This window comes from Vibrio sp. Vb1337 (assembly GCF_033338715.1).
Lineage (GTDB): Bacteria > Pseudomonadota > Gammaproteobacteria > Enterobacterales > Vibrionaceae > Vibrio > Vibrio alginolyticus.
On the sequence record NZ_JAWOTD010000006.1, the window covers coordinates 132,387 to 157,504 of the forward strand.

The 25,118-nt window shown below is 43.7% G+C and carries 18 protein-coding genes, 1 tRNA gene and 1 pseudogene; 12 read left to right on the forward strand and 8 right to left on the reverse strand.

Annotated features, from left to right (window positions below):
- Positions 1–8 precede the first annotated feature (8 nt).
- Both R7E42_RS09030 and R7E42_RS09035 read left to right on the forward strand, forming a co-directional pair.
- Complete coding sequence (locus R7E42_RS09030; RefSeq protein WP_025766906.1) at positions 9–578, forward strand: DUF1190 domain-containing protein; 570 nt, start codon at positions 9–11, stop codon at positions 576–578.
- Between the two features lie 8 nt (positions 579–586).
- The gene (locus tag R7E42_RS09035) at positions 587–1,753 is read left to right on the forward strand and encodes a glutathionylspermidine synthase family protein (RefSeq protein WP_169628371.1); all 1,167 of its coding nucleotides are present in this window, start codon (positions 587–589) and stop codon (positions 1,751–1,753) included.
- Positions 1,754–1,826: 73 nt separating this feature from the next.
- On the opposite strand, the gene R7E42_RS09040 is transcribed toward R7E42_RS09035, so the two are convergent.
- Positions 1,827–2,438, reverse strand: a complete 612-nt coding sequence (locus tag R7E42_RS09040) for a YecA family protein (RefSeq protein WP_005378278.1) — start codon at positions 2,436–2,438, stop codon at positions 1,827–1,829.
- Positions 2,439–2,489: 51 nt separating this feature from the next.
- Here R7E42_RS09040 and R7E42_RS09045 point away from each other — a divergent pair, with 51 nt between their 5' ends.
- The 4 genes from R7E42_RS09045 to R7E42_RS09060 all read left to right on the forward strand — a co-directional run bounded on the left by R7E42_RS09045 (position 2,490) and on the right by R7E42_RS09060 (position 7,891).
- Positions 2,490–4,910: a hybrid sensor histidine kinase/response regulator gene (locus R7E42_RS09045; RefSeq protein WP_318072608.1), complete on the forward strand. Its 2,421-nt coding sequence runs from the start codon at positions 2,490–2,492 to the stop codon at positions 4,908–4,910.
- A gap of 502 nt (positions 4,911–5,412) precedes the next feature.
- The gene (locus R7E42_RS09050; protein ID WP_005378276.1) at positions 5,413–5,862 is read left to right on the forward strand and encodes an L-alanine exporter AlaE; all 450 of its coding nucleotides are present in this window, start codon (positions 5,413–5,415) and stop codon (positions 5,860–5,862) included.
- Positions 5,863–6,006: 144 nt separating this feature from the next.
- Positions 6,007–6,094 (forward strand) — tRNA-Ser (locus tag R7E42_RS09055).
- A 93-nt stretch (positions 6,095–6,187) separates the two neighbouring features.
- Complete coding sequence (locus R7E42_RS09060) at positions 6,188–7,891, forward strand: site-specific integrase (protein ID WP_182016331.1); 1,704 nt, start codon at positions 6,188–6,190, stop codon at positions 7,889–7,891.
- 127 nt (positions 7,892–8,018) lie between these two features.
- Here the strand turns inward: R7E42_RS09060 and R7E42_RS09065 are convergent, their stop codons facing one another.
- Together R7E42_RS09065 and R7E42_RS09070 are read right to left on the reverse strand one after the other, a co-directional pair.
- Positions 8,019–8,957 (reverse strand): hypothetical protein, encoded by a 939-nt coding sequence (locus tag R7E42_RS09065; protein WP_258479911.1) that lies wholly within the window; start codon positions 8,955–8,957, stop codon positions 8,019–8,021.
- Between the two features lie 176 nt (positions 8,958–9,133).
- Positions 9,134–9,703 carry a recombinase family protein gene (locus tag R7E42_RS09070; protein ID WP_318072587.1) on the reverse strand — a complete coding sequence of 190 codons (570 nt, stop codon included), beginning with the start codon at positions 9,701–9,703 and terminating at the stop codon, positions 9,134–9,136.
- Between the two features lie 284 nt (positions 9,704–9,987).
- On the opposite strand from R7E42_RS09070, the gene R7E42_RS09075 reads away from it, so the two are divergent.
- A complete protein-coding gene (locus R7E42_RS09075) occupies positions 9,988–10,647 on the forward strand; it encodes a hypothetical protein (protein ID WP_097371730.1) in 660 nt (219 codons plus the stop codon).
- Between the two features lie 459 nt (positions 10,648–11,106).
- On the opposite strand, the gene R7E42_RS09080 is transcribed toward R7E42_RS09075, so the two are convergent.
- The 3 genes from R7E42_RS09080 to R7E42_RS09090 all read right to left on the reverse strand — a co-directional run bounded on the left by R7E42_RS09080 (position 11,107) and on the right by R7E42_RS09090 (position 13,914).
- Positions 11,107–11,235, reverse strand: coding sequence for a hypothetical protein (locus tag R7E42_RS09080; RefSeq protein ID WP_257789285.1), 129 nt, complete (start codon positions 11,233–11,235; stop codon positions 11,107–11,109).
- A 352-nt stretch (positions 11,236–11,587) separates the two neighbouring features.
- A complete protein-coding gene (locus R7E42_RS09085) occupies positions 11,588–12,580 on the reverse strand; it encodes a cytochrome d ubiquinol oxidase subunit II (protein ID WP_005388401.1) in 993 nt (330 codons plus the stop codon).
- Between the two features lie 2 nt (positions 12,581–12,582).
- A complete protein-coding gene (locus R7E42_RS09090) occupies positions 12,583–13,914 on the reverse strand; it encodes a cytochrome ubiquinol oxidase subunit I (RefSeq protein WP_206969718.1) in 1,332 nt (443 codons plus the stop codon).
- Positions 13,915–14,730: 816 nt separating this feature from the next.
- Here R7E42_RS09090 and R7E42_RS09095 point away from each other — a divergent pair.
- Positions 14,731–14,979, forward strand: a pseudogene (locus R7E42_RS09095) (hypothetical protein).
- A 5-nt stretch (positions 14,980–14,984) separates the two neighbouring features.
- Here R7E42_RS09095 and R7E42_RS09100 read toward each other — a convergent pair.
- Positions 14,985–15,974 (reverse strand): Solitary outer membrane autotransporter beta-barrel domain, encoded by a 990-nt coding sequence (locus tag R7E42_RS09100; RefSeq protein ID WP_167415112.1) that lies wholly within the window; start codon positions 15,972–15,974, stop codon positions 14,985–14,987.
- Positions 15,975–16,748: 774 nt separating this feature from the next.
- Here R7E42_RS09100 and R7E42_RS09105 point away from each other — a divergent pair.
- From R7E42_RS09105 to R7E42_RS09120, 4 genes are all read left to right on the forward strand, one after another.
- A complete protein-coding gene (locus tag R7E42_RS09105) occupies positions 16,749–18,386 on the forward strand; it encodes a methyl-accepting chemotaxis protein (protein ID WP_053307463.1) in 1,638 nt (545 codons plus the stop codon).
- Positions 18,387–18,852: 466 nt separating this feature from the next.
- Entirely contained in the window at positions 18,853–19,992 is a 1,140-nt protein-coding gene (locus R7E42_RS09110) for an efflux RND transporter periplasmic adaptor subunit (RefSeq protein ID WP_017635040.1), read from the forward strand.
- A gap of 2 nt (positions 19,993–19,994) precedes the next feature.
- Entirely contained in the window at positions 19,995–23,156 is a 3,162-nt protein-coding gene (locus R7E42_RS09115; RefSeq protein ID WP_318072588.1) for an efflux RND transporter permease subunit, read from the forward strand.
- Positions 23,157–23,343: 187 nt separating this feature from the next.
- Positions 23,344–23,799, forward strand: a complete 456-nt coding sequence (locus R7E42_RS09120; RefSeq protein ID WP_017635039.1) for a MarR family winged helix-turn-helix transcriptional regulator — start codon at positions 23,344–23,346, stop codon at positions 23,797–23,799.
- A 44-nt stretch (positions 23,800–23,843) separates the two neighbouring features.
- On the opposite strand, the gene R7E42_RS09125 is transcribed toward R7E42_RS09120, so the two are convergent.
- On the reverse strand, positions 23,844–24,800 hold the full coding sequence (locus R7E42_RS09125) for an AEC family transporter (protein ID WP_258473566.1): 957 nt from the start codon (positions 24,798–24,800) through the stop codon (positions 23,844–23,846).
- Between the last annotated feature and the right edge of the window lie 318 nt (positions 24,801–25,118).

Consider the following 25,118-nt stretch of genomic DNA (forward strand, 5'->3'; position numbering starts at 1 on the left):
GAGGAACGATGAAGCGGAGTTCTAACGTTAAACGTTCTTCCATGGACAAAAGCTTAAAGCTTGGGAAAATTCTTCCCTTTGCTGCCTTTGGTGGTATTTTCTTCTTTGCTACGTACGAGTCAAAAACAGAAGGGTACATTTTTTCTGATGCTGATGAGTGTAAATCTAACTCGCCTGAGTTTAGTGAACAGTGTGACATTGCATACCAAGAAGCTTTAGCTCGTGCCGAACAAAATGCCCCTCGCTACCGCAGCGAGTTCGAATGCGAGAATGATTTCTACGAGGATGATTGTTACTACAGTTCCAGTTCCCGAGCTTATGTACCTAACTTTGGCGGTTTTTTTTACAGTCGCTCATTAAGCGGGTTGAAAGGTTATAACAAGAGCTATTACTCAGAGCCGATGTACCGTTATAAATCCAAATTCTATAATGGAGCAGGACAATTCTTTGGCTCCTACCGAAATCAGCCGACCAAAGTTGCGACGAATAGCCTTAATAAACGTGGTGGCGGCACCATTGGCAGGGCGATGTCTCGAGGCGGGTTTGGTAAAGCGGTGTCGGTCAGTCGAGGCGGTTAAAAAGCACTATGTTTCGACGAGAAATACAAGAGCGCGAAAACTGGCGTGAATTAGCACGCCAGTTTGGTTTTGGTTTCCATACCATGTATGACCAACCGTATTGGGATGAGAGTGCTTACTATCAATTCACGCTGGAGCAAATTGAGCGCGATATAGAAGCGCCCACTGAAGAGCTGCATCAGATGTGCCTGGCTATTGTGGATGAAGTCGTTCGGAGTGAGCGGTTGCTGACGCAATGTGCGATCCCTGAATCTATGTGGGAGCAGGTCGCTTCTTCATGGAGACGAAGCGAACCTTCGCTTTATTCGCGGCTGGATTTCGCGTACAACGGGACCTCGCCAGCAAAATTACTGGAAAACAATGCGGATACGCCAACCAGCTTGTTTGAAACTGGCTTTTGGCAGTGGGTGTGGCTAGAAGATGTTGTAAATAAAGGTCGAGTTCACCAGAGCGCGGATCAATTCAATATTCTTCAAGACTTTTTGATCGAGCGCTTTGCCGAAATAGCAAAATACCAACCAGGACAAACACTTCACTTTAGCTGCTGCAAGTACACTGAAGAAGATAAAGGGACTGTCCAGTATTTAGAGGATTGCGCGCGAGAGGCAGGGTTAGCAACGGCATTCGTGCATGTCGAAGATATTGGAGTGACGGAAGATGGTCTGTTTGTGGATGCTGACGACAGAGCGATTCGCTGGATGTTTAAGCTTTACCCTTGGGAGTTTATGTTTGAAGAGGAATATACGAAGTACTTAGCGACTGCGAACGTAAACTGGTTAGAACCGATGTGGAAGTCGATTCTATCCAATAAAGCACTTTTACCGTTATTGTGGGAGCGTTTTCCTAATCACCCGAACCTCTTGCCCGCTTATTTTGCTAACGATTCAAAAGCGAACACTATGAGAGATTATGTCATCAAGCCACTATTTTCTCGAGAGGGCGCGAACATCGAGATCGTCATCGATGGAAAACGTTTTGTTAAAACGTCAGGGCCTTATGAATCTAAATTCAATATCGTCCAGCAATACCATCCACTACCTAAGTTTGGGCACAACCATACGTTAATTGGCAGTTGGTTGGTCAATGATAGAGCTGCCGGTATTTCGATTAGGGAAGACAGTAGCTTAGTGACTCAAGATATGGCGCGGTATATTCCACATGTAATTTTAACATGATCAAAAAAGCTCTCCATTTGGAGAGCTTTTTGTCTATTCAGCCGTTCAATCTTGATGGTCGACAGCGTTGCGTCTATTGTTCTTCAGCTAATGCAACACCGCGCTGGGTAAGACCACATAACATCACTGGCATTGCGTTGAAGATTTCCTCAAACTGCTCTAAGCCTTCCATACCTTGTTCGGCCAATGTTTCAATGGTCGTTTCTGGGTCGTAAAGCATAGTAAGAGAAAGTAAAACACCACCGAGTAGGGCATTATCTTCGCTATCCTCAGGCATCAACGTTTCCCAGTCATCACGCGCAAGTTGCCAGCCTTGTAATACACCTTCACAGAAATCGCGAGCCTGACTTGTTACAATGTCTTGCTCATCTAGCGCGCACCCTGCAGGCCACTGCCAAGTGCCTTCTAGGAGAGCGGGACGAGTTTGGTTCCACATTTGTACAATCTCGTCAATGTACTGCTCTAGTTGTTCACCGTCAGTAAATGGCGCTGTTTCTTCTCCACCCCATAAGAATGGCAACCACTCTTGAGGCATTAATACGTTTGGCGCTGCAGCCATCGCTGTTACAAAGCCTTGAGTTTTTGCCAGGTTTAGTAGTTTACCGTCAAGTTCTGGGAGAGAAAGGATGTCTTGTAGTTTCAAAATAGAATACCATTTGTTAATGGGCTGGTTGATTGCGCTCATCTTACCAATCAATTAGTGATAAATCGATATTAGGGAATGATTCACACATCTATGGAAATTCGCTCATCACTTAGAAAAAAAAGCATTCTCGCCCTAACACTTTACCTGTGCTTCTTTATCGCCACTATCGGTTCTGTCGCCTATTTGGTTGTTGAGCCACCGGTTAGACAAAAGCTAGAGCAAAACCTAGAGTTACGTACCCAACTCCTGGCTCTTGAGATAAAAGAGCCCCTCCTCAGTTCTACAGGTGTATTGAGCAGCTTAGTAGGGCTAGCCCAAGGGACTGAAAATATTCAATCTCTCAACACAATAATTCCACATATACTTCAATTGAGTGACAAGATGCTTGTTAGTGGTGGCGTATGGCCTAAACCCGAACTCAAAGCAGAACAATGGAGATATAAAAGTCTATTCTTCAATAAAAACAGTGATAGTGGTATTGACCAAATTCACTCCTACAATAACCCCGAATCTGGCGGTTATGATAATGAACCCTGGTATGTCGCTGCCGCCGATGCTCCGGTAGGTTCTGTTAGTTGGTCTACGGTTTACATCGATACCTTTACTCAGGTCCAGATGATTACCGCGTCTTCTCCGTACTACCAAAACGGTCGATTCGCTGGAGTTGTAACGGTAGACCTATCACTTGATGCACTTTTTCAGTTTATTCGAGAGCACACGAACCAGCATTCTTTGGGGGTAGTGGTTCGCGATGCTGACTCAAACGTGATTATTGAGCACAACTTTCAACTGACGGACGAAATTTATGTCAGCGAGCTTGATTTCGGAGAGTTCGATTGGCGCATGGAAGTTGTCAACGCAAAAGCTAAAGTCGCCGATCAAGTGTTTGAACAAGTGATGAGCGTTGAGGGGAGGATCATTCCATTTTTGCTCTTGTGTGTCTTGGTCGGTTACTACTTACTGAATCGCTATATTGTTGAACCAATTGTTCGCATTGCCGCTAAGATTGATGACTCGAAAACTGGTGGGATCATAGATATTGACTACGATAGCGATGACGAAATCGGACAGCTTATCGAGAAGTTCAATGAAAAGACGATCTATTTAGAGCAGGAGAGAATAAAAGCTCAGGCTTCGACAAACGCTAAAACGGCATTCTTAGCCACATTGTCCCACGAGATTCGCACACCAATGAACGGTGTACTAGGAACTGCCCAGATACTGTTAAAAACACCACTTACCGATGAGCAGCGTAAGCACCTGAGAACACTTTATGATTCAGGTGATCACATGATGACATTACTCAATGAGATTTTAGATTACTCAAAAATTGAACAAGGGCATGTTGAGTTTGAAAATAAGCCTTTCCCAATTGAGTCGATTATCGGCAGTATCAAGAGTGTTTATCAAACTCTATGTGCAGAAAAAGGTCTTCGCTTTAGAGTAGTCTCGCATTTACCAACGGGTCGTTGGTACAACAATGACAAAGCCCGTTTGCGTCAAGTACTGTTCAATCTACTCAATAACGCTGTTAAGTTCACCGATCGTGGCATCGTAGAGGTAGAGCTAGCCGAGAAATCGAGTAAGGCAGGCACCAAGCTGATACTAAAGGTAAAAGATACAGGAATTGGTATTTCAAAAGAGGCACAAAAACGCATTTTTCGTCCTTTTGAGCAAGCGGAGTCATCAACGACTAGGCGGTTTGGTGGTACAGGGCTTGGTTTAGCAATAGTCAAAGAAATCGCGGAACATATGGGTGGGCAAGTGGTTGTAGAGAGTCAGGAGGACGCTGGAACGACTTTTACTGTCGAAATTGCCCTTACACCTTGCAAGCCAGGTAAAGTAGAGTCAATCAATACACATAAATTGAACTGTAAAGGGTTGAAAGCACTCATTGTTGAAGACAACCGAACAAATGCGATCATTATGGAAACTTTCCTCCGAGCCAAGGGCTTTGAGTGCACAAGTGTCGAAAATGGTCAGCTTGCAGTCGATGAGGTTGCGATCAAACCATTTGATTTGATACTGATGGATAATCATATGCCTGTTCTAGATGGCGTTGGGGCCATATCAGCCATTCGAGCAATGAGTTCACCTGCTAAGTCGGTACTGATTTTTGGCTGTACAGCGGATGTGTTCAAAGAAACACAAGAACGTATGATTAATGTAGGAGCAGACCACATAATAGCGAAACCAATAGTGGAGTCTGAATTAAATGATGCACTGTATCTTCATGCGACACAGTTATATCAGTACCAATCGGACTTTGATGGAAATGCAGCAGATAGCTTTAATGCTGAAAAGTGGTTACTCAACTTCTATGTCGCTCTAGATAATGGACATCTTAATGAAGCACTTGAGGCTATTTCAGCGATCATTGCGGAGGCTCCCATTGAACTCAGTGACGACGTTTCTTCAGTCGCTGAACGGATAAGAAGTAACTTAAAGCGTCAGCAATCCCCAGACCAAGATGATATCGATACATTAACGATTTTGCTGGCCTCACCATAACTGAATCAATATGGCGCAACTGTGAATTGTTCTTACTATTCATACGTCATCCAGCTTCGTCACAAACTCTTCTAACCCGCAATGAACAGGCTTGCAGTTTTACTTTTACGAGTAAAACAGCAAGACCTTCTACTGTGATTATATCGGTAATACTCTGAATTTTCGCAGCTTGGTAGCATAAGCTATAGGAGTGACTGTTTACAGTCCGAGTTTTGTTCTAACTTTACGTCAAAATAATTATCGTAACCCCTTTTTATGTAAGTGAAATCCGTGTTTTTGTACCATTTTTACGTGATTTTAGGCGTTTTTACTCGCCATTGGTGAAAAAAACTACTTTTACTTTAAAAGTTGGTTATAAATTTACAACTTAATTTTAAATACAGAACCATAAGCTAGTTTGTGTGTGTTCTAATTGCATCATTAACTGGCTTGATGTCTTTTTAGTGGTTAATAGTTTTATTATTTTTATTAATTGCAGTGTTTGATTTTAAGGGTTTTGTAAATGAAGTCTCGTGGACCATTTTGTATTCGTCACGCCGCAGCGGATACCTTTGCTATGGTTGTTTTTTGCTTTATCACAGGGATGATTGTCGAGATTTTGATTTCAGGGATGACATTTGAGCAATCTCTAGCATCGCGTACGCTATCGATTCCAGTGAATATCGCTATTGCTTGGCCGTATGGGGTTTTTCGTGATTGGGTGCTGCATCAAGGTAGTAAGGTGTCACCGTCTTCCTTTATGAAGAACATCTCTGATCTGGTCGCTTATGTACTATTTCAATCTCCAGTTTATGCGGGTATTTTATTCGCAGTTGGCGCGTCTACAGATCAAATTGTGACCGCAGTGGCAAGTAACGCTGTTATTTCTTGTGGCATGGGTGTGTTGTATGGGTACTTCTTGGACATGTGCCGCCGTTGGTTCCGTGTTCCCGGTTATTCTCAAAGCATGTAAATGCCCCAGTTTTGCTCAATTTAGTTACTTAGTGAGCAATCGATTCGAAAAGGGCGCTTTTTTTTATGTTTAGCCTTGACCATCAGGCACATAATCATTAAATTAGCGCCTCGTTAGCCAATGATGCTAACCAAAATTTGATTCGGTGAGTTGTCCGAGTGGCTGAAGGAGCACGCCTGGAAAGTGTGTATACGGCAACGTATCGAGAGTTCGAATCTCTCACTCACCGCCACATTCTATAAGCCCTTGTAGTGTAAGAATTTCTTATAATACAGGGGTTTGGTGTTTTAATGTAAGCTGCCTACTGGTACAAAGAGTAGGTACAATGTCGAACATCATGGCAAGTCCTTATAAGCATCCTCAAACTGGTGTTTACTACTTTAGAATGGCTGTCCCAAAAAAGCTGGTTCCTATAATCGGTAAGACAGTCTTCAAGAAATCTCTTCAAACGAAAAACCTTTCTGAAGCAAAGCAGCGATTTCCTCAGCATCTTGATGATGCGCTCAAGCAAATCGAGTTCGCTAATTTAAAGCTATCTAATTCATCTGATATTGAGCTTAATGTCCGTGATTGCGCGATCATTGCCGAGCGTTGGTATCTGCGTGTCAAAGATGAGGTTGATGGTAATGGTAACTATGATTGCTATCTTCGATATGAATGGTATGGCGTTGAGGGCGATAAGCGTCTCCACGTATTCGGCTTGTCTGACACATTTGAGTTTAGTGGTCTAGATGCGTCAAAAGCTACTGAAGAGGAATACCAAGAGCTTTTGGAAGGTTTTAAAGACTTCATTGAGGAGCAGCTAAAAATAGAAGGTTTAGTTGTATGTGAGACAAGCGCTTCATATAGACGTTTGGTCTGTGCCTTTTACGATTACGCCCGTCGAGTTGAGTCTCTCTGCTTGGCTCGTCACAAGCGAGACTTTGGGTATGAGCCAGTAACCAGTTCAATCGCTAGTGAGCCCATTTCAGTACCTAGGCCTGATAAGATACCGTCTAGGGCTTTGAAACCATCTCAGAACTCCATTTCGAGTCTATTGAAGCGTTACCTTGAGTCTGCATCTATTAATGGCAAAGCTTCTCAATCCTTGGCAGAGGTTGAGTCACAGATAGAGCGTCTTATTGAGATAATAGGGGATCTAGACGTTGCTGATGTAACCAGAGGTCATATCTCAAAGTACAAAGATACCTTATTACAATTGCCTAAATCTAAATCCAAAGAGATTAGAAATAAATCAGTGCCTGAGCAGCTTGAGCTTGTTAAAACAAAAGGGCTTGAAACAATCGCTCCTTCAACCGTTAAGACTATTCTCAGAAAGACTTCTCCTGTATTTGGCTATGCTGTTGAGCTTGGTTTGATAGACGTCAACCCATACAAAGGCGTAACACTTCCTAAAGTACAGAATAAGTCTGCGGTAGCTGAAGCTAAAGGGTTTACTCCTAGCGAGATCAATCAGTTATTTAAGCTAGATATATTCACTGATGTTACTGCTAGTAAGCCTTATGGCATGGCTTGTTATTGGGTGCCTCTTCTATGCAGATATACGGGTTCTCGGATTGAAGAAATGGTTCAACTTAGAAGTTCAGATATACAACGATCAGACGAAGGTATTCACTTTATTTATGTTCGTGAGGGTGAAGAGCAGAACGTAAAAAACGTTAAGTCAGTTCGACAAGTGCCGATTCATGATCATCTCATTGATTTGGGTTTTTTAGATTATGTGGCGTCCTGTGGAGAGTTTCTATTCCCTGAGCACAAGCCAAACAAACACGGTAAAAGGTCTGGTGCTATTGGTAAGTGGTGGAGTAAACAGGTCAAGAGGTTAGGCATAACCAAGCAGCCATCACACTCGTTTAGGCACTCTTTGAGAACAGCTTTGCGTGGTCTAGGAGTAGTTGATTCTGTTAGTGATGCTATCACTGGTCACGCTCCGGCTAATATCGGAGCAACATACGGTACGGTTGATATGAAGGCTAAGAAGAAAGCAATAGACTGTTTGCCTAGGTTGGGTGTCCCACGTCTTTGGTAGTTTTTCGTTAATGTCTTTACACTGTTGTGTACACCTAAAGTCTCCCCACTGTACACACGTGTACACTTTGGTTTGAATTGGCCCGTAGGCCTTGTGGTATAAGGCTTACGAGCTCACAATGTCATTTCTAAAAGTCGTAGTTTTCGGTTACGTTAGGGGCTTTATTTCCACTGTTTTGATCTTGAATACTCCCTTCGATACTCCCAGCTTGTTCCAGCCACTTACTCCGTTGAGATATCGAGATACCTAATTGAGATCCCCTAGTGACCTTTCTTAAACCTTCCCTGAAGATATCCTCTCCAAAGAATTCAACGAGGCGGCTGATGCTATTTGAGACGTCTTTAATTTGCTTTTGCTCCCACTGCTCATCATCTTTGTCAGATATATCATCCTTGCCCTTAAAAGCATCTGAGAGACGTCTAATCTTCGGGAACCCCTTAGAGTCCCAGCAGCTTTGGGGTAGGTAATAACGTGACTCCAAGCCAAACTTGAGGTCTTCAACAAAGCTCTCTAGGTCGTTCATCTCGATGTCAGTCCCTAATGCTTCTTTACAAGCTTTTAAGCCGTTAGCAATGTGTGCAGCCTGACCACGACTACATCCAACAATCTCACATACTTGAGAGACGCTTAGGTCAAACTCTCGGTTAACAATTAGCTTGCGAAACTTAGCTTGCATTGCTTCATCTTTAGTAACTCCAACCCCATGTGCTTGGTTGACATCTTGGGCTGCTGAGAATGCTTCAGCATAAGTACGATTTTCTATGATCAACGAGTTAATCATCAATTCAGCATCGGGGTTTTCTTCAAGGTACTTAAGACAAGCTCCAGTGCGGTGAAAACCATCCACTACGTAATACTTATCATCAACCACAAAAACAGTGATAGGCTGCCTTATAGGCTGTCCATTACGAAGGTCTTCAAGAATCTCCTTGCTTTGGCTCTCTTGCTTAATCTCTTGCGCTGAACGTACTCGTTTGTCTTTTATGAGTTCAACGTCACGGGCTTGCATCGCGGGATCGAGTATGAGAGTTCGAGGGTCTAAATACGCAAATCTGCTATCTGCCATGAATTGATTCATAGTGTGTTATGTACCTGTAGGTCTATGACTGATTATTAATGTTTCTCTTTTTGGTTTGATTGGAACCCTAGAAGGGGGGAGGGTTCGGGGTAATGCGAATCCATCACGATTGCACTGCCCAGTTATTTTTACACAATATGTGCGCTTGGTTTTTTGATTTTTGCTTACTTGAGGTTTGTTGATAGAGCTCTTTGTACCGTTGAAAGAGAGACTCCTACTTGAGCTGCTATTTTCCTTAAAGACATTCCTTGTGAGCGTAACTCAGCGATACGCTGGTGGTTAGTTGTGTTAGTTGTGTTAGTTGGTCTACCTTTATATTTCCCTGCTGCTTTAGCTTTCTCAATGCCTTCCTGACGTCTTTCCTGAATCATTGCTAACTCGAATTGAGCTACAGCTCCTAGCATGTTCAGCATGAGCTCAGACATATGATCGCTTCCACCAGCATTAAAGCTTAGGTTTTCCTTGTGGAATCTCACGCTAACACCTTGGTTAGTCCAGTCGTTTATTAGCTGCTTTAAATCAACCAAATTACGCGCTAGGCGGTCGATGCTATGAACGTGGATTGTATCTCCTTCTCGAACGTAGTCTTTAAGAGCTTCTAATGCTGGTCGTTTAGTTGAGCCACCACTGCATTTATCTGTAAAGCTCTTATCAAAGGGGATACCAGAATCTGTAAGTTGACGGTCTGTATTTTGGTCTGTGGTCGAAACACGTAGATAAGCTATGTGTGCCATTAGGTGTACCCGTTTAACTCTAGGATGTTATAAATCTTATTGTGGTCACAATTTTAATTCAACCCTAATGGGTACTGTTTGATCAAGGTTTGACCGTAGTCGTTTGGGTATACCTAATGAGTACAGCTTAGAGGTTGCCAGAAGTTAGCCAGTACTTCTTAGTAGATTATTATTATAAGATTTAACTATCGTGAGGGACTATGCCTCTTAATTATTGCTATCTATCTGTTAGTTAATGTAATTTAGTTTCCATGATTGTGGCTGGTCTAGATTTAGGAGAAGGAATGCACAAGGAGTTTTTTAAGCCAGTAGCGGAGGCTATAACTCATAGAATGAAATCACCATTAGTAGGGACATTTATCCTATCTTGGGTACTGATAAATCACTCCTTTCTTCTAGAGTTTGTTTTCACATCACTAGACTCAAAAGTGATGTTAGCCAAGGAGTCTCGGTTCAGTTTAACAACAGACCTCATTTACCCCTTTGGTTTGACGCTACTTTACTTAGTGGTTGTTCCGGCTGTTCAATTAGGAGTTGATTGGTTGGTACTAAACACATTAGGTGACAGCCGCAAAAAACATGATTCACTAGTCTCTAGAAATGCGGTCGTATCAACTCAGGAGTATCAACAACGTCTGATGAATGAACAATTGACTAAATGGGATACGGATAGAACGGATTTATTAAGTCAGATAGATAACCTCAAGAAAGAGGTTGAAAGTTCTCGTTCTGAGTATAAGAAGATCAAAGATCAACACGACGTTCTTGAGATGCTGTATGAATCTAAAGATGAAGCAATAGACAAGGCGTTGGAGTCACTACAAAGATACCCTTTGAATCAAGGTTCTGACTATGCGGATGGTAGAGATGATCAAACTGTTATTGACGATACGATAAAGATACTTGAAGAAGTGAATCCACCAAAAGAAGAACGCCCGTTTTAGTTGCTACATCTTTTTGAGTAGGTCTTCATGAGGAAGATGCTTATTAAGGCTGCTCCTTGGGATTAATAGGGATGGTACAAAGAACTGGTACAAACCTTTAAAGTGGTATATATTTAAGTTGTTGATATTAATTGATTTAAACTTGGCAGCTTGCAATCGAGAGTTCGAATCTCTCACTCACCGCCACATTCTAAAAGGCCTGATTTATCAGGCCTTTTTTCGTATCTACACTAAAGTAATGCGTCATTGAAAGTACACAAGAGTGCTCAAGGTGCAAGCGCCATTCTATCTACAAGCCAACTATTCACATCTCACCTCGATACAACGCCAAAATTGAAGAAGCTATACAGAGGCAGCCATAATCTGATTGGTGCGGGTTAGCCCATCCGCTTTAATCTAGAATTTAGCACCCATATCACATGAGGTATGAATACGGCCACAAGAATGAACGTAGTGCTACTAGATGCTAAGCAAAACAGCCATGAACACGAATACAACAGCAATCATAACAAAGAGATCTGTGTTTGGATTGAGGTCATCTGGGTTAAATTTTTCAATGCTTTGCGTCGTTTCGCATCGTATCTTCATGTTCTTGTCCTTATTTCATGTACTATTTCAACAGCAACATAACATGCAATTGAGTGTTCACAAGTCATAAAAAGCATAAGTATACTTGCACCTCATTGAGCGCAAAAAAAATACTCAAAGCGTTTTAAAGTGGCGGTCTACCTTTTGTAACATCAAATGTTCTTTCTGTTTTTGTGCCTGTATCGCTATAGTTGAGAAACGGTTATCTCGTTCTAGTTAGGAACAAACTACTGGCTGCCGCTACATTCTCTCAGCGTTCCCACTCAGTCGCCTTGGGTAGATACTTTAGTCGTTGAGTACTGCAAAAAAAACGCCGCATGAGCAGCGGCGCTTTGTTGAGGAATTCCCTTTCCTACTTGTAGCTAAGTTCTGTCGCTTTGCCTTTGAAGATCCGGTATACCACAAAGGTGTAAAGCAATATCACCGGCATAACAATCATCACACCGTAGCCCACGATTATTAATGTCGCAGGTGAGGAGGCCGCTTGTTGTGCGGTCATCAACCCCGGCACAACTTCTGGGAAGAAGCTGTACGCAAGACCGAGAAAGCTCAACGCGAAAATGACGGTGACACCAAAGAAAGGCCAACGCACACCCAGATCATTCACCATTGGAACCTGACGCAAATAGCGATCAACTAGGAAGATGGTTGCCAATACAATTAACGGAACTGGGGCAAGCAACAAGATTTCTGGGAAGCTGAACCAACGCAAGGCAACTTGTTGATTTACAATTGGGTTTACAACGCTAACCACCAAGATTCCTAAGGCCGCTAACCAACCAGCACGGCGAGACCAACGGGCCGAGCGTATTTGCAAATCACCTTCCGTTTTTAGTACTAACCATGCGCCACCGATGTAAACGTACGCCGCTGCTACACAAAGTGCGCTTAACCAAGCAAAGCCAAATGCTTCGGTTGATTGTTCAAATCCCATGATGTAACGACCCACCATGTAACCCTGAGTTAGTGCGGTGATTAGCGAGCCAATTCTGAAGCACCAATCCCAATGAGGTTTATGATCCGAGTTCGCTTTGGCTCGGAAATCGAACGCCACGCCACGCATTATCAGTGCGATAAGCATTATGGCGGTCGGCATATAGAGCTCCGTTAAAATCAAACTGTGAGCGGTAGGAAAGGCAATCAACAAAATACCAACGGCTAACACCAACCACGTTTCGTTCGCGTCCCAGAAAGGGCCGATAGAGGCTATCATTCGGTCACGTTGCGCTTCATTATCACTTGGTAAAAGGATACCGACGCCAAGGTCGTAGCCGTCGAGCACAGCATACATAAAGACCGAGAAGCCAAGCAGCAGAAGATAAATTTCTGGTAGATAGTCGAGCATGATTAGGCCTCTTGTTGTGTCAGTGGGACTTCATGGGCTGCAATGTCTTTGCGCGCCAAATAGAATAGGGTATGGATGTACGCAACCAGCAATGCAGCATAAATGGCTAAGTACATAATGAGCGAAGTCATCACGCTACTGCTCGCAACCGTGGTGACGGCTTCTGATGTACGCAATACACCGCTGACCAACCAAGGCTGTCGGCCAATCTCAGTAACATACCAACCCGCCAATGTGGCTATCCAACCGGAGAACGTCATGGCTAATACCGTGTACAGGTAAGGTTTAGGTAACGCTTTTTTGCGTGCTAGCGTCACCGCGCCATACCAGCTAACCAGCAGCATAAGGACACCTACACCAACCATCACGCGGAAACCAAAGAACAGGGGCTTCACTGGTGGGTGGTCAGGCGCAAACTCGTTAAGTCCCTGGATTTCCCCGTCTAAGTCATGCGTAAGAATCAAACTCGCCAACTTAGGGATGCCCACTTCAAAATCATTGCTGCGAGTTTCTTCATTTGGCATCGCAAATAGTAGAAGAGGCGCGCCTTGCTCGGTCTCCCACACACCTTCCATCGCTGCAATTTTTGCAGGTTGATGTTCAAGCGTGTTTAACCCGTGAAGGTCACCGACAAAGATTTGTACCGGGATGAACCCAGCCGCCGCGAACAGCGCGACTTTTAGGCCAAGTTTGGCTGAGCGGTGATCTGACTTTTTCATTATTTGATAAGCCGAGATACCTGCAATCAAGAAGCTGGCAGTCAGCGCCGATGCTAATAGCGTGTGTAGAAGACGGTACGGTAAAGAAGGATTGAAAATGACTTCTTTCCAACTGGTCACATGAACAATGCCGTCAATCACTTCATAGCCACTTGGTGTGTGCATCCAGCTGTTAAGCACCAGAATCCAAAATGCGGACATACTTGTCCCAACAGCAACCAGAACGGTGGCGAGAGTATGAACCCATTCCGGTACTCGTCCTCGTCCAAAAAGCATTACACCCAGGAAGGTGGCTTCCATAAAGAAGGCGGTCATCACTTCGTATCCGAGCAATGGTCCAGCTACGTTTCCGACTCGTTCCATAAAGCCTGGCCAGTTGGTACCAAACTGGAAACTCATCGTAATGCCGGATACCACACCCAAGGCGAAAGTGAGAGCGAATATCTTGACCCAGAAGTAATAAACATCGAGCCATACGGGGGCCTGTGTGCGGTTATATCGCCACTTGAAAAACACCAACATCCATGCCAACGCGATGGTGATGGTCGGGAAGAGAATGTGAAAGCTGATATTGGCCGCGAACTGGATCCGCGACAGCATGAGGGTATCTAACATCTTGGTTCCTCAAAAACGTGCCATACTAAAAATCGTGTCTATCTGTAATTTAGTTACGAAAAGTCGGGCAGTTTGGATTCATGTATCGAGAAATACAGGTGATTCTGTTTTCTTCTAACCATGATTTATATCAACTAAGGGAAAGAAAGGAGTGTAGGAAATTGTCTCAAAATGCCACTAATAGTCGCGAGAAGTGAGTAAAAGAAAGCAAATGTAACTGAAGTAGCATGGATTAAGATTAGTTCGAATTATCCTTATGATGGTTTCGATAATCCTGAAATAAAATTACAAAAACAATATTTTTAGTAAGGAAAATTGCCTTGCCTTCACTTTGAACCTCCATACTATTTATACACTAGTCATGTCGAGATCATCTCAAACACAGCAAACTTACTGGCAGTTAAGGTGGGAAACTTTAGCTAATTGATAAACTTAAAATTGCACTGCTAATGACATGTGCATCATAAGTTCGTTAGCACTCGACCAGAAGTGCGATAGGCTACATTTTTATACTAGCGAACGATTTGGCTCTAGGTAATTCGGCTTTCACTAAATCAACAAGTCGACTGCGGACCATTTTCGATTCCTGATGAGTTTCAATCCAAACTGACACTTACTTTTCAGCAAGTGTGCTAGTGTCTTTCTTGTTATTTATTAAATAATTAATAAATGCCGATATGGTAAAGAGAGTTGTGGACAGCTATCTCGAGCAGTAGACTGACGCTAGCCAGAGAGTCTGACTTTGAGGGGGGCATTCTACATGAATCTTGGATTCTGCCACCGCAAAGCTGATATTGAATTTGATGGAGATGGATAATGAACGACAGTTGGGCTAATTTCTTTCCTTACTTTGCTGGAGCTTTTAAGCTTATTGTATTAGGGATAGGAGCCTACTTAGCCATTAAATAGCATTTTGACGAAGAGCGAAGGGTAAGAGAAGCGGAAGGTGTGGTGTTTGATAACCCAAGTCTCATGAAAAAGTTTGCGAAGACGCTAACTCTGCCATTCCTTTTGTGTCTTCTAGTTCTTCTTGTTATATATGCTACCAACTGGTTCCTGTACTGACGGCTTTATTGTTTGTTGTAGTAAAGTTGAATGCTGCCACCTCTGAGAGTCGAGCCGTAGTTGAAGTTAACGCCTATGCCGAAATTGTCCAACCAATCAAAGGGCTTTGGTGCATAAAATAGCCATCCTATAGAAGCTTCGTAGTAATGCGGACTTCCAAGTTCGTCGCTTAAATCATGCGAAAGGTCGACTCTTTTAATCCCAGTAAATAAAGCTTGCTCACCGTGATAAATATTGTAGTAACCGGTGATTTCATTAGATAGGTACCAACCTTTAGGGTTGCCTATATTGCCGTTATTTGCGCTTCCCCAGCTGTGCCCAATGAATGAATTCAATGTCGAACTGGCATGCCATTTCCCCCAACTTGTGGGAGACGTGTATTTGGCTTTAATGGATGGTTGAACTATTGCCGCCCATGCTGAAACGTTAACGGCACGGCCGTCTAGGATTCTTCCAATGATGGATGAAAGTTTATTATCGGTAGAGAATGAGTTTTTATAACGCATAAGGTGAGTCGTCGTTCTGGTGCTAAGGGTGACGTTTTCACTTGCTTTGTATAGATACCCATAACCAATCGATGCACCGTATGTCCTTTCCTTGAGAAGATCCTTACTTGTGCCGAATAGTTTGAGATCATTCTCTGTTTGTATCGTAAATGCCTTAAACGACAGCTCATGTAAGTCCTCGCTGCCCTCTATGTCAAAGTTAGTCGTGTAAGGGAGAACATATACGGATTTGCTTCGACGTTCATTGATTGACTCGTCAGTCCCGAACTCTGGGTTGGCGGTATCAAATAATGCATTCGGATCAAAGTCGCCAATACCAAACGCAATTGCGTCAGTGTCGGACAGCAACACCGCGATAGAAAAACGTTGTTGGAGAAGGTTGCTAATTTCCTTATCTAGTGGATCCGCTTGAGCAGTGTGAGGAAGAGAGAGTAGGAGAGCGAGCGAAACGACTCGCCACTCCACTGAGGCGAAGTTGGGTTGGAACATTTTGGCTCTTTCAAATGGTTCATGCATGGAGTTTTCGGACGTACCGGTACGCTAACATTAGTTTAATCGTTGAATGGTCGGTGTAACTTTGAGAAATCTATGTTTTCTCATATTGATATGAAAAAGTTCCTTAAACGAGTTTAGCTTCAATGTGTATGCTGCACCAGATTTGTTTAGCAACATCATTCTTTTCTGAAGATGTAGCAAGACTTTGTGACTAGGTTGCATTATTTTCTTTAATGTGTCTCTTGAGAGGAAAATAGCAAACTTTTTTATTGCCTTGGCGCTCAAGAAAATTTGAATCGTTCACTGTGCTACTGGTTAACTTCGAAAACTTGTAAGCATCCTGTCTGCCAACATCACGACTAACATCATCAAGGAGTACCCTTAAATACGTCAGATAAACAATGGTTTTTTTGAGCTTTAGAAGAAATGTTCGGACCTTTGCATATTCCGCGGTGGTGCTCAATCCAAGAACTGTGTTTTGTATGTGTCCTCAGTAAATCATTGAGTCGATCTATTCTTCAAAATGTGGTCCCTTTAAATTCACTTTCTGTTACATATTTTTCGTTTTGAAAGAGCATTTTAATTTGCATCTTTTGAAAAGATCTATTTGTTAAATTTTGTATAAAATCAACTAATTGTTGAAATTAGAACCCTTGTCAAAAAGTCATTAGATTTCATGTTGAATAGCCTCTTTTACCTAATGGTATACTCTATTTGTTTGATATAATTTCCGGCAGTTTGTATACCATAAATAAAGAGAGTCTATTCATGTTCCAGAACTTAACGATCAAGCAGAAGATAGTGATTCCGCTGTCATTGATTATTGGATTGTTTATTGTGAGCTCTGTATTAAACGTTATGACAAGTTGGAAGCAATCTGAATTGAGTGAGACACTCAACGAACAGATCGTGCCGAACTTATTAACGATTGAGGATGCTTATCGCGATCTTTACCAAGCAACATCTGCAATCCAAGGTGTTGCACTTTCTGATACTCAAAACGATATTGATCATCACATCGGTGAATACAAAGACAACGCCTACAAAGCACTGCCACGTATGGAACAAATGATTGAGCTATCACAAGCCGGTGTGATGCCTTCTACACATGGTAATGAAGTTCGAACGCTTGTCTCTTTGGGTGAAAAGTGGTTAGCAAGTTATGAGGCGATGCTACGTTTACCTCAATCTCAATGGCGTGGTTACTACAATGAGCACAAACATACCTTTGAAGACCAATTTATCGAGGTTAGAGCGCAGCTTAACGTTGTAAAAGATGCAATAGAAGAAAAGCAAAGCCAATTGAAGGACGAAATATCAGCGGCTGCAACAAGAGCAGAACTCATTCTTGAGGCTGGCATTGTGATTGTTATTTTTGCCGCTATCGCGATGGCTTTTTTGTTGTTACAAACGGTTGTGAAGCCTATCAATGATATTAAAAATGCGATGACAGAAATTGCGTCCGGTGAAGGTGATCTAAGTCAGCGAATCGATGTAAAAACACAAGACGAAATTGGCAATTTAGCAGACGCATTTAACCAGTTTGTGTCCAAAATTCAAATGACAGTCGCTCAGGTAATTGAAAGCTCAAATACCTTACGTAACGAAATGGCAAATCTTAGCTCGTTGACCACGACCATCGCGAACTCGACCGTTTCTCAGCAAAAAGATAGCGAGGCGGTAGCGGCGGCAGTGCATGAAATGCAAGTCACCAGCAGAAATGTAAGCGATAGCGCTAACGAAGCTGCGGTTGCGAGCCAAACAGCGAATGATGAACTTACCAATACCAATGTTATTTTGGATCAAACGGTTAGCTCAATTCGTAGCCTCGCAAGTGAAATCGAAAGCGCAAGCCACGTCATTAACACATTGGATCATGATGTGAGTAACATTGCGTCCGTACTGGATGTAATTCGTGGTATTGCCGAGCAAACAAACTTATTAGCGCTTAACGCAGCCATTGAAGCGGCTCGCGCTGGAGAGCAAGGGCGAGGCTTTGCTGTGGTAGCGGACGAGGTTCGTTCTTTAGCCAGTCGTACTCAACAGAGTACGGGAGAAATCCAAACCATGATTGAAAAGCTACAATCTGGTGCAGGACAAGCTGTAGAAGTGATGCGCGGTAGCCAAAATAGCAGTGATGAAACGATCAAGTCCGCTGGCCGAGCGAGTGAATCCCTTTCTGAAATCTTGAACGCGATTTCACGTATGAACGAGATGAATACACACATTGCAACGGCTGCGAGCCAGCAAAGTACAGTAAGTGACGAAGTAAATAGCAACGTACAAGGCATTGCAGACAGTAGCACTTCAATTGTGGAAATCGTAAACCAAGCGCAAGCTTCTTTAGCCATGTTGTCAGAGCAAACTCAACGTTTAGATCATCAGGTCAGTCAGTTCAAAGTATAAGCTTGAGAACAGCAATCTCACTGACGAAATAACCCGCTTCTTAGCGGGTTATTTTTTAGATAAGTGGCGAACCTGACTTGTGAAATTTCGACTATATTTACATTCCTTTCTCACTTTAGTTCGTATACCAGAGTGGGCAAATAACCCTAGACAGCGGTAACAAACTCTGTACAGCGTGATGATGCTTTTATCATCACTTTTGCTGCTTTTTAACCATTGCAATTGCACACAGGAAAATGTGATTTCCAACCCAAAATCTTCAAATTTGAGAACTTCATAACACCTTTACCATAAACGTTTTTCGTAAGCGTATAGAACTGTAAATTTTGTTGTATGTACAACACTGGGTATTTATCATCCTAATTAATTTGTTCTGGATATACATCCATTAGTCATTATTAAGTCATTCTAGAAGCTTTTAATAAGGAATCTTGAAGGCTTGTCGGTAGATAAGAGAGAAAAATTCATGAGACGTAAAACCACGCTATCTCTGCTGATTGCGTCGAGCCTTTTTGTGGTTGGATGTCAACCTAGCGAAGAAGGATCGAGCCAAGGTGGGGGGCCTGCGCCCGTAACCGAAGTAGAAGTGTTAACAGTGCAGCCAACGCGCCAAGCATTGACAGTAGAGTTGCCGGGTCGTAGCAGAGCATTCAAAGAAGCAGAAGTTCGTCCGCAAGTCACTGGCATTATTTCGGAGCGAAATTTTGTTGAAGGTGGCCTTGTTGAACAAGGACAGTCGCTATATCAAATTGATGATTCATCATTTCAGGCGGATTTGCTGAGCGCTGAAGCGGAATTAATTCGTGCGCAAGCTGCGGCAGAGTCGACCTATGCCACGGTGAAGCGTTACAGAACCTTGATCACCAAAAAATCCATCAGCCAACAAGACTTGGATGAAGCAGAAGCGGCATACAAAGAAGCGAAAGCGCAGGTCCTAGTCGCAAAAGCCAAGATCAACACAGCAAAAATCAACTTAGATTATACGCAAGTCAAAGCTCCGATTAGCGGGGTGATCGGTAAATCGAGTGTGACAGCGGGTGCGTTGGTTACGGCTAACCAAGCTGCCAAATTAGCGACCATTCAGCAGCTTGACCCTATCAATGTTGATATTGTGCAATCATCCGCGCAACTGCTGCGTTTGAAAGCATCACTCTCCCAAGGCCATATGCAAGAAGATGACTCTGCGCAAGTTACATTGATGCTTGAAGATGGCAGCACTTACGAACACAAAGGCACAATGAAATTTACTGAGGTCAATGTGAACGAAAGTACGGGCAGCGTGACGCTTCGTGCCGAATTCCCAAACCCTGACGGTTTGTTGCTACCTGGAATGTTTGTTCGTGCGACGGTCATTACTGGTGTCGACCCTGATGCGATTCTAATACCACAAAATACGGTATCTCGTGATGCGACAGGTAAAGCGACAGTGATGACGGTTAATGGCGAGAACAAAGTGGAAGCGAAACCAGTGAAGACTGCCGAAGCGATCAATAGCCAATGGCGCATTATTGATGGTTTGAACGCGGGTGATAAAGTCATTACCGCCGGTTTACAAAAGGTAGGGCCAGGCAGTTCGGTAACTATCCAAAACGGTGAACAGGAGTAATCATGGCACGATTTTTTATCGATCGTCCGGTATTTGCTTGGGTTCTCGCGATTCTAACGATGTTGGCGGGGGTAATGTCATTATTCAATTTACCCGTCTCGCAATACCCAACGATTTCACCGACGACGATCACCATCAGTGCTCGCTATCCAGGTGCATCAGCAAAAACCGTTGAAGACTCGGTAACGCAAGTTATCGAGCAAAACATGACGGGATTAGATTACCTTCGCTACCTATCATCGAGCAGTGATGCATTTGGTAATGCGACAATTACCCTGACGTTTGATAGCGAAGCTGATCCTGATATCGCGCAAGTACAGGTGCAGAACAAACTGCAATTGGCATTGACTTCATTGCCGATGGAGGTACAAAACCAAGGTATTGTCGTCAATAAATCCAATACGGCATTTCTCATGGTTGTCGCAGTTTATTCTGAAGATCCTGACTTTACAGAAAACGATATCGGCGACTTTGTTGTAACGAATATTCAAGACCCGATAAGTCGTGTAACTGGCGTAGGACAAGTGCAGGCGTTTGGTGCGCAGTATGCGATGCGAGTTTGGCTGGATCCATTTAAGCTTACGCAGTTCAACTTGACCGCAATCGATGTAGCGAACGCGATCAGTGAACAGAACGCGCAAGTTTCTTCAGGTCAACTGGGTGCGGCACCTGCGCAGGAAGGTCAGTTGTTGAATGCTACGATTTCTTCTGCAAGTCGTTTGAGCAGTGTAGAAGAGTTCCAAGACATCATTCTTAAGTCCGACGCCAGTGGTTCGAATGTTTATTTGAAAGATGTAGCTCGCGTTGAGCGTGGTGCAGAAAGTTATGATATTCGAGGCCAATATAATGGCTTCCCAGCGTCGGGGTTAGGTATTTCATTAGGTACTGGCGCAAACGCGCTTGAGACAGCCAATGCGGTAAAAGAGCGCTTAGAACAACTGAGTGCAACGTTCCCAGAAGGGTTGCAGATTGCGTACCCATTTGAAACAACGCCATTCGTCAAAGCCTCGATTCAAGAAGTGGTTAAAACGCTATTAGAAGCTATTCTTCTTGTGTTCTTAATCATGTACCTGTTCTTGCAGAACTTCCGTGCGACGATCATTCCAACGATCGCAGTGCCTGTCGTATTGCTCGGAACCTTCGCTATTTTGTACGCGACTGGATTTAGCGTAAACACGTTAACCATGTTCGCGATGGTTCTGGCTATCGGTTTGCTGGTGGATGATGCCATCGTTGTGGTAGAAAACGTCGAGCGTGTGATGCATGAAGATGGTTTAGAGCCCAAAGAAGCGACCAAAAAATCGATGGGACAGATTACTGGTGCCCTGATTGGTGTCGGTTTGACGCTTTCAGCGGTATTCGTCCCTATGGCGTTTATGTCTGGTTCTACCGGGGTTATTTACCGTCAGTTTTCAATAACTATTGTGGCGGCTATGACGCTTTCCGTTTTGGTTGCGATAATTCTGACTCCAGCATTGTGTGCTACGTTGCTGAAAAAAGGCGATGCTGAGCTTCTAGAGAAGAAAGGCTTCTTTGGCTGGTTTAACCGCAAGTTTGATGCGATGACAGCAGGCTATGAAACCGGCGTTGCCAAACTTCTAAAACGCACAGGTCGCATGTTGGTTGTATTTTTGGCAATGAGTGCAGGTGCTGGCTGGTTATTTATGAACCTTCCAACGTCATTTTTGCCAGATGAAGACCAAGGCACAGTATTCTCAATGGCTATTTTGCCGCCTAACTCAACACAAGAACAGACGGAAAAAACACTTGAGAAAATGCGTGACTTTTACCTAGTAGACGAAAAAGACAATGTAAAGTCTGTCTTCTCCGTTGCTGGATTTAGTTTCGCAGGCCAAGGCCAAAACATGGGGATGGCATTTATCGGTCTGAAAGATTGGTCTGAGCGTGAAGCGCCTGGCGCCGATGCCGCTTCCATTACTGGTCGAGCGATGGGGTACTTCTCTACCATTAAAGAAGCTTTGGTGTTTGCGTTCGCCCCTCCAGCGATTCAAGAGCTAGGTAACTCGACAGGTTTCGATTTCTATCTCCAAGACTCGTTGAATAAAGGGCACGATGCATTAGTTGCGGCTCAAGGGCAACTTCTGGGCATGGCAGCACAAACCCCGAAACTTGTCGGTGTTCGTCCAAACGGTCAGGCAGATGCGCCAATGTACAAAGTGAACATTGACCACGTCAAACTTCGTGCTTTGGATGTCAGTATCAATGACGTAAACCAAATCCTGTCAGCTGCATGGGGCGGGGCTTACATTAACGATTATATTGACCGCGGTCGTGTGAAGAAAGTGATGGTGCAAAGTGATGCGGAATACCGCATGCAGCCAAAAGACTTCGATTCATGGTACGTACGCAACGCTAAAGGAGAGATGGTGCCTTTCTCTGCTTTTGCGAGTGGCGAGTGGACCTATGGGTCTCCTCTTTTGCAGCGCTTTGATGGTTTGCCAGCAATGAATATTCAAGGCGGTGCAGCTCCTGGTGTAAGTACTGGTGAAGCCATGGAAGAAATTGAAGCAATGGTAGAAAAGCTACCGGAAGGCTTCACGGTGAACTGGAATGGTATTTCGTATGAAGAGCGCCTTTCCGGAAACCAAGCGCCAATGCTATATGCGCTATCTATCCTCGTCGTATTCTTAGTTCTTGCCGCTTTGTATGAAAGTTGGTCAGTACCTTTCGCCGTGGTGTTAGTTGTTCCTCTTGGTGTGCTTGGTGCTGTGCTTGCGGTAATGACGCGCAGTATGGATAACGATGTGTTCTTCCAGGTGAGCTTATTAACGACGGTCGGCTTGGCAACCAAAAACGCCATTCTGATTGTTGAGTTTGCAAAGGACTACTATGAGAAAGGCGCTGGGCTTATCGAAGCAACCTTACATGCTGTTCGCGTTCGTCTGCGCCCAATTATCATGACATCGCTTGCTTTTGGTTTGGGTGTGGTACCACTTGCTATCAGCTCAGGTGTGGGATCGGCAGGTCAAAACGCAGTGGGTACCGGCGTACTTGGTGGCATGATCAGTGCCACGATATTGGGTATATTCTTCGTCCCAATCTTCTTTGTAGTGGTTGAGCGATTGTTTGATCGACGTGCGAGAAAAGAGTCTGAGGCAGAGTTGTCTGAGACCAGCACTAAACCCACTCAGCAAAGCGAGTAGGACTTGGTTGTGTTAACTGAGTTATACTAGTGATAATAAACACAATAAAAGGGCGCTTCGGCGCTCTTTATTTTATGTTTTCACTTGGTGGTTACCGTCTATGACGCGAGCCTGAAAGACGGCGTGTTGTGTGCAGTATCAGCACAGCCTTTTCGGCCGAATGAAAGCCTAAAGAAGAAAAACGACGATGAAAGATCAGAAAATTTCCCCAATTTCCGTTTTGGATCAAAGTCCTATGTTTGTTTGTGGTGTGATGCAGCGCATGTACCGCAATCGTGCCCAAGCTGAGCTCTCTCGGCAAAATTTGATGACACTAGAAATGGCAAGTGCACTGGCCGCTTTAGAAGAATTTCAGCCTATGAGCCAGCAAGCGTTAGCTGATGCGGTTCGAACTGAGCGAAGTGTAGCAAAGCGGATGGTGGACAATCTGGAAAAGAGAGGGTTTGTTCAAGTTTCTAAAAGTAAATCGAATCAGCGCCTTAAAATGCTAAGCATGACAAAAGAGGGGGCAAATGCTTTAAAGCAAGTTCATCAAATCATGACGAATTTACAGAAAGAGTTTTTTTCTTGTTTGTCGGAATCTGAAGCGAGTGAATTTTTTCGTCTGGTAAGAAAGCTCACTTTTGCGAATCACGACCAGTAACTGACATCAATGCTGTTTAGCGTCTTTATTTTATCGCGGACCAATTATATTAAGCTGTAGAACTTAAGAAATAGGATGCCCAACGTACAGGTCACGGTAGAAAGCACCGTAGTGAGTGCGATGATATTTGCAGCTAACGTGGCATTGCCTCCCATGGAACGCGCCATGACATAGCTGGCAGCAGCGACTGGAGAGGCGTTCATAAAGAAAAGAATACCTAGCTCAATTCCTCGAAATCCTACTAAGTAAGCTCCCATGGTGATGATGACTGGCGCTACGATGAGCTTGTAACTGCTCGCAAACCAAGATGGACCTTTCTCTTTTCTCATCAAGCTAAAGTCAAGTGAGCCACCTGTACACAACAGCGCCAAAGGCAATGTCATTTTGGACAAGTAGTCTCCTGCGTCAATAACCACATTCGGTACTGGAATAGCGAGTAAATAAAAAGTCATTCCTAGAACAATGGAGATTATAAGCGGATTCCTAGTCAGTGTTCGGCCCATCATCTTTGCTGCTTGCGAGGCAGACGTTGCCCCCTTGGGCGATAAGCAAATGACCGCTTGGACGTTATAAATAAATGTGGTGACCGCGACATAGAGCGCTGCTAGCGCCACACCTTGAGAACCATACGCATTGGCAACGTAAGCGATACCAATAATACCTGTATTTGCTCGGAACCCACCTTGGATGAGAACGCCTTGGTCAGGCGATGCTTTGAACAGAAGTTTGACGGAAAGGTAGGTGAAAATGAAAAACGAAATACTAGCGATGACGCCGAAATTGACGAATCCACTTGCCGCGGAAAAGTCGTGTTCTGAAGCCACAATGCTGACAAATAACATTGCAGGCAAGGTAACTTGAAACACCAGTTTAGAGCCTACTTCGATAAAATTATCGTTGATTAGACCAAAGCGCTTAAAAAGAACGCCAAGTACCAACATCAAACAGATAGGTCCGGTTATCGACAAAGAGAATTGCAACTGATGTAAAACAGCTTCCATGTAAGTATCCGCAGCAAAAGAAAAAAGTGTTCCTGTTGCCTATTAAGCCACAAACCCGGAGGGTAGGACAGTAACGTGATGAAATTTTCTTCTGTTGTAGGTTCCGGAGTCATTTACACTCCAAGTTATGGACGAGGTCCCAATTTAACAAAGCGGTACTGGTCCTACGTGCGATATGTTGGTTAACTCGTTGTCGTGATGCATCCACATGCGTATTAGATGTGAGGGCTGGTCATCGTAGTTATGGATAGGAGTTCATCAATGAAAAGGAAACACAACAAAACTGTACTGTGTGCGTTTGTCTCTGGTTCGGTATTT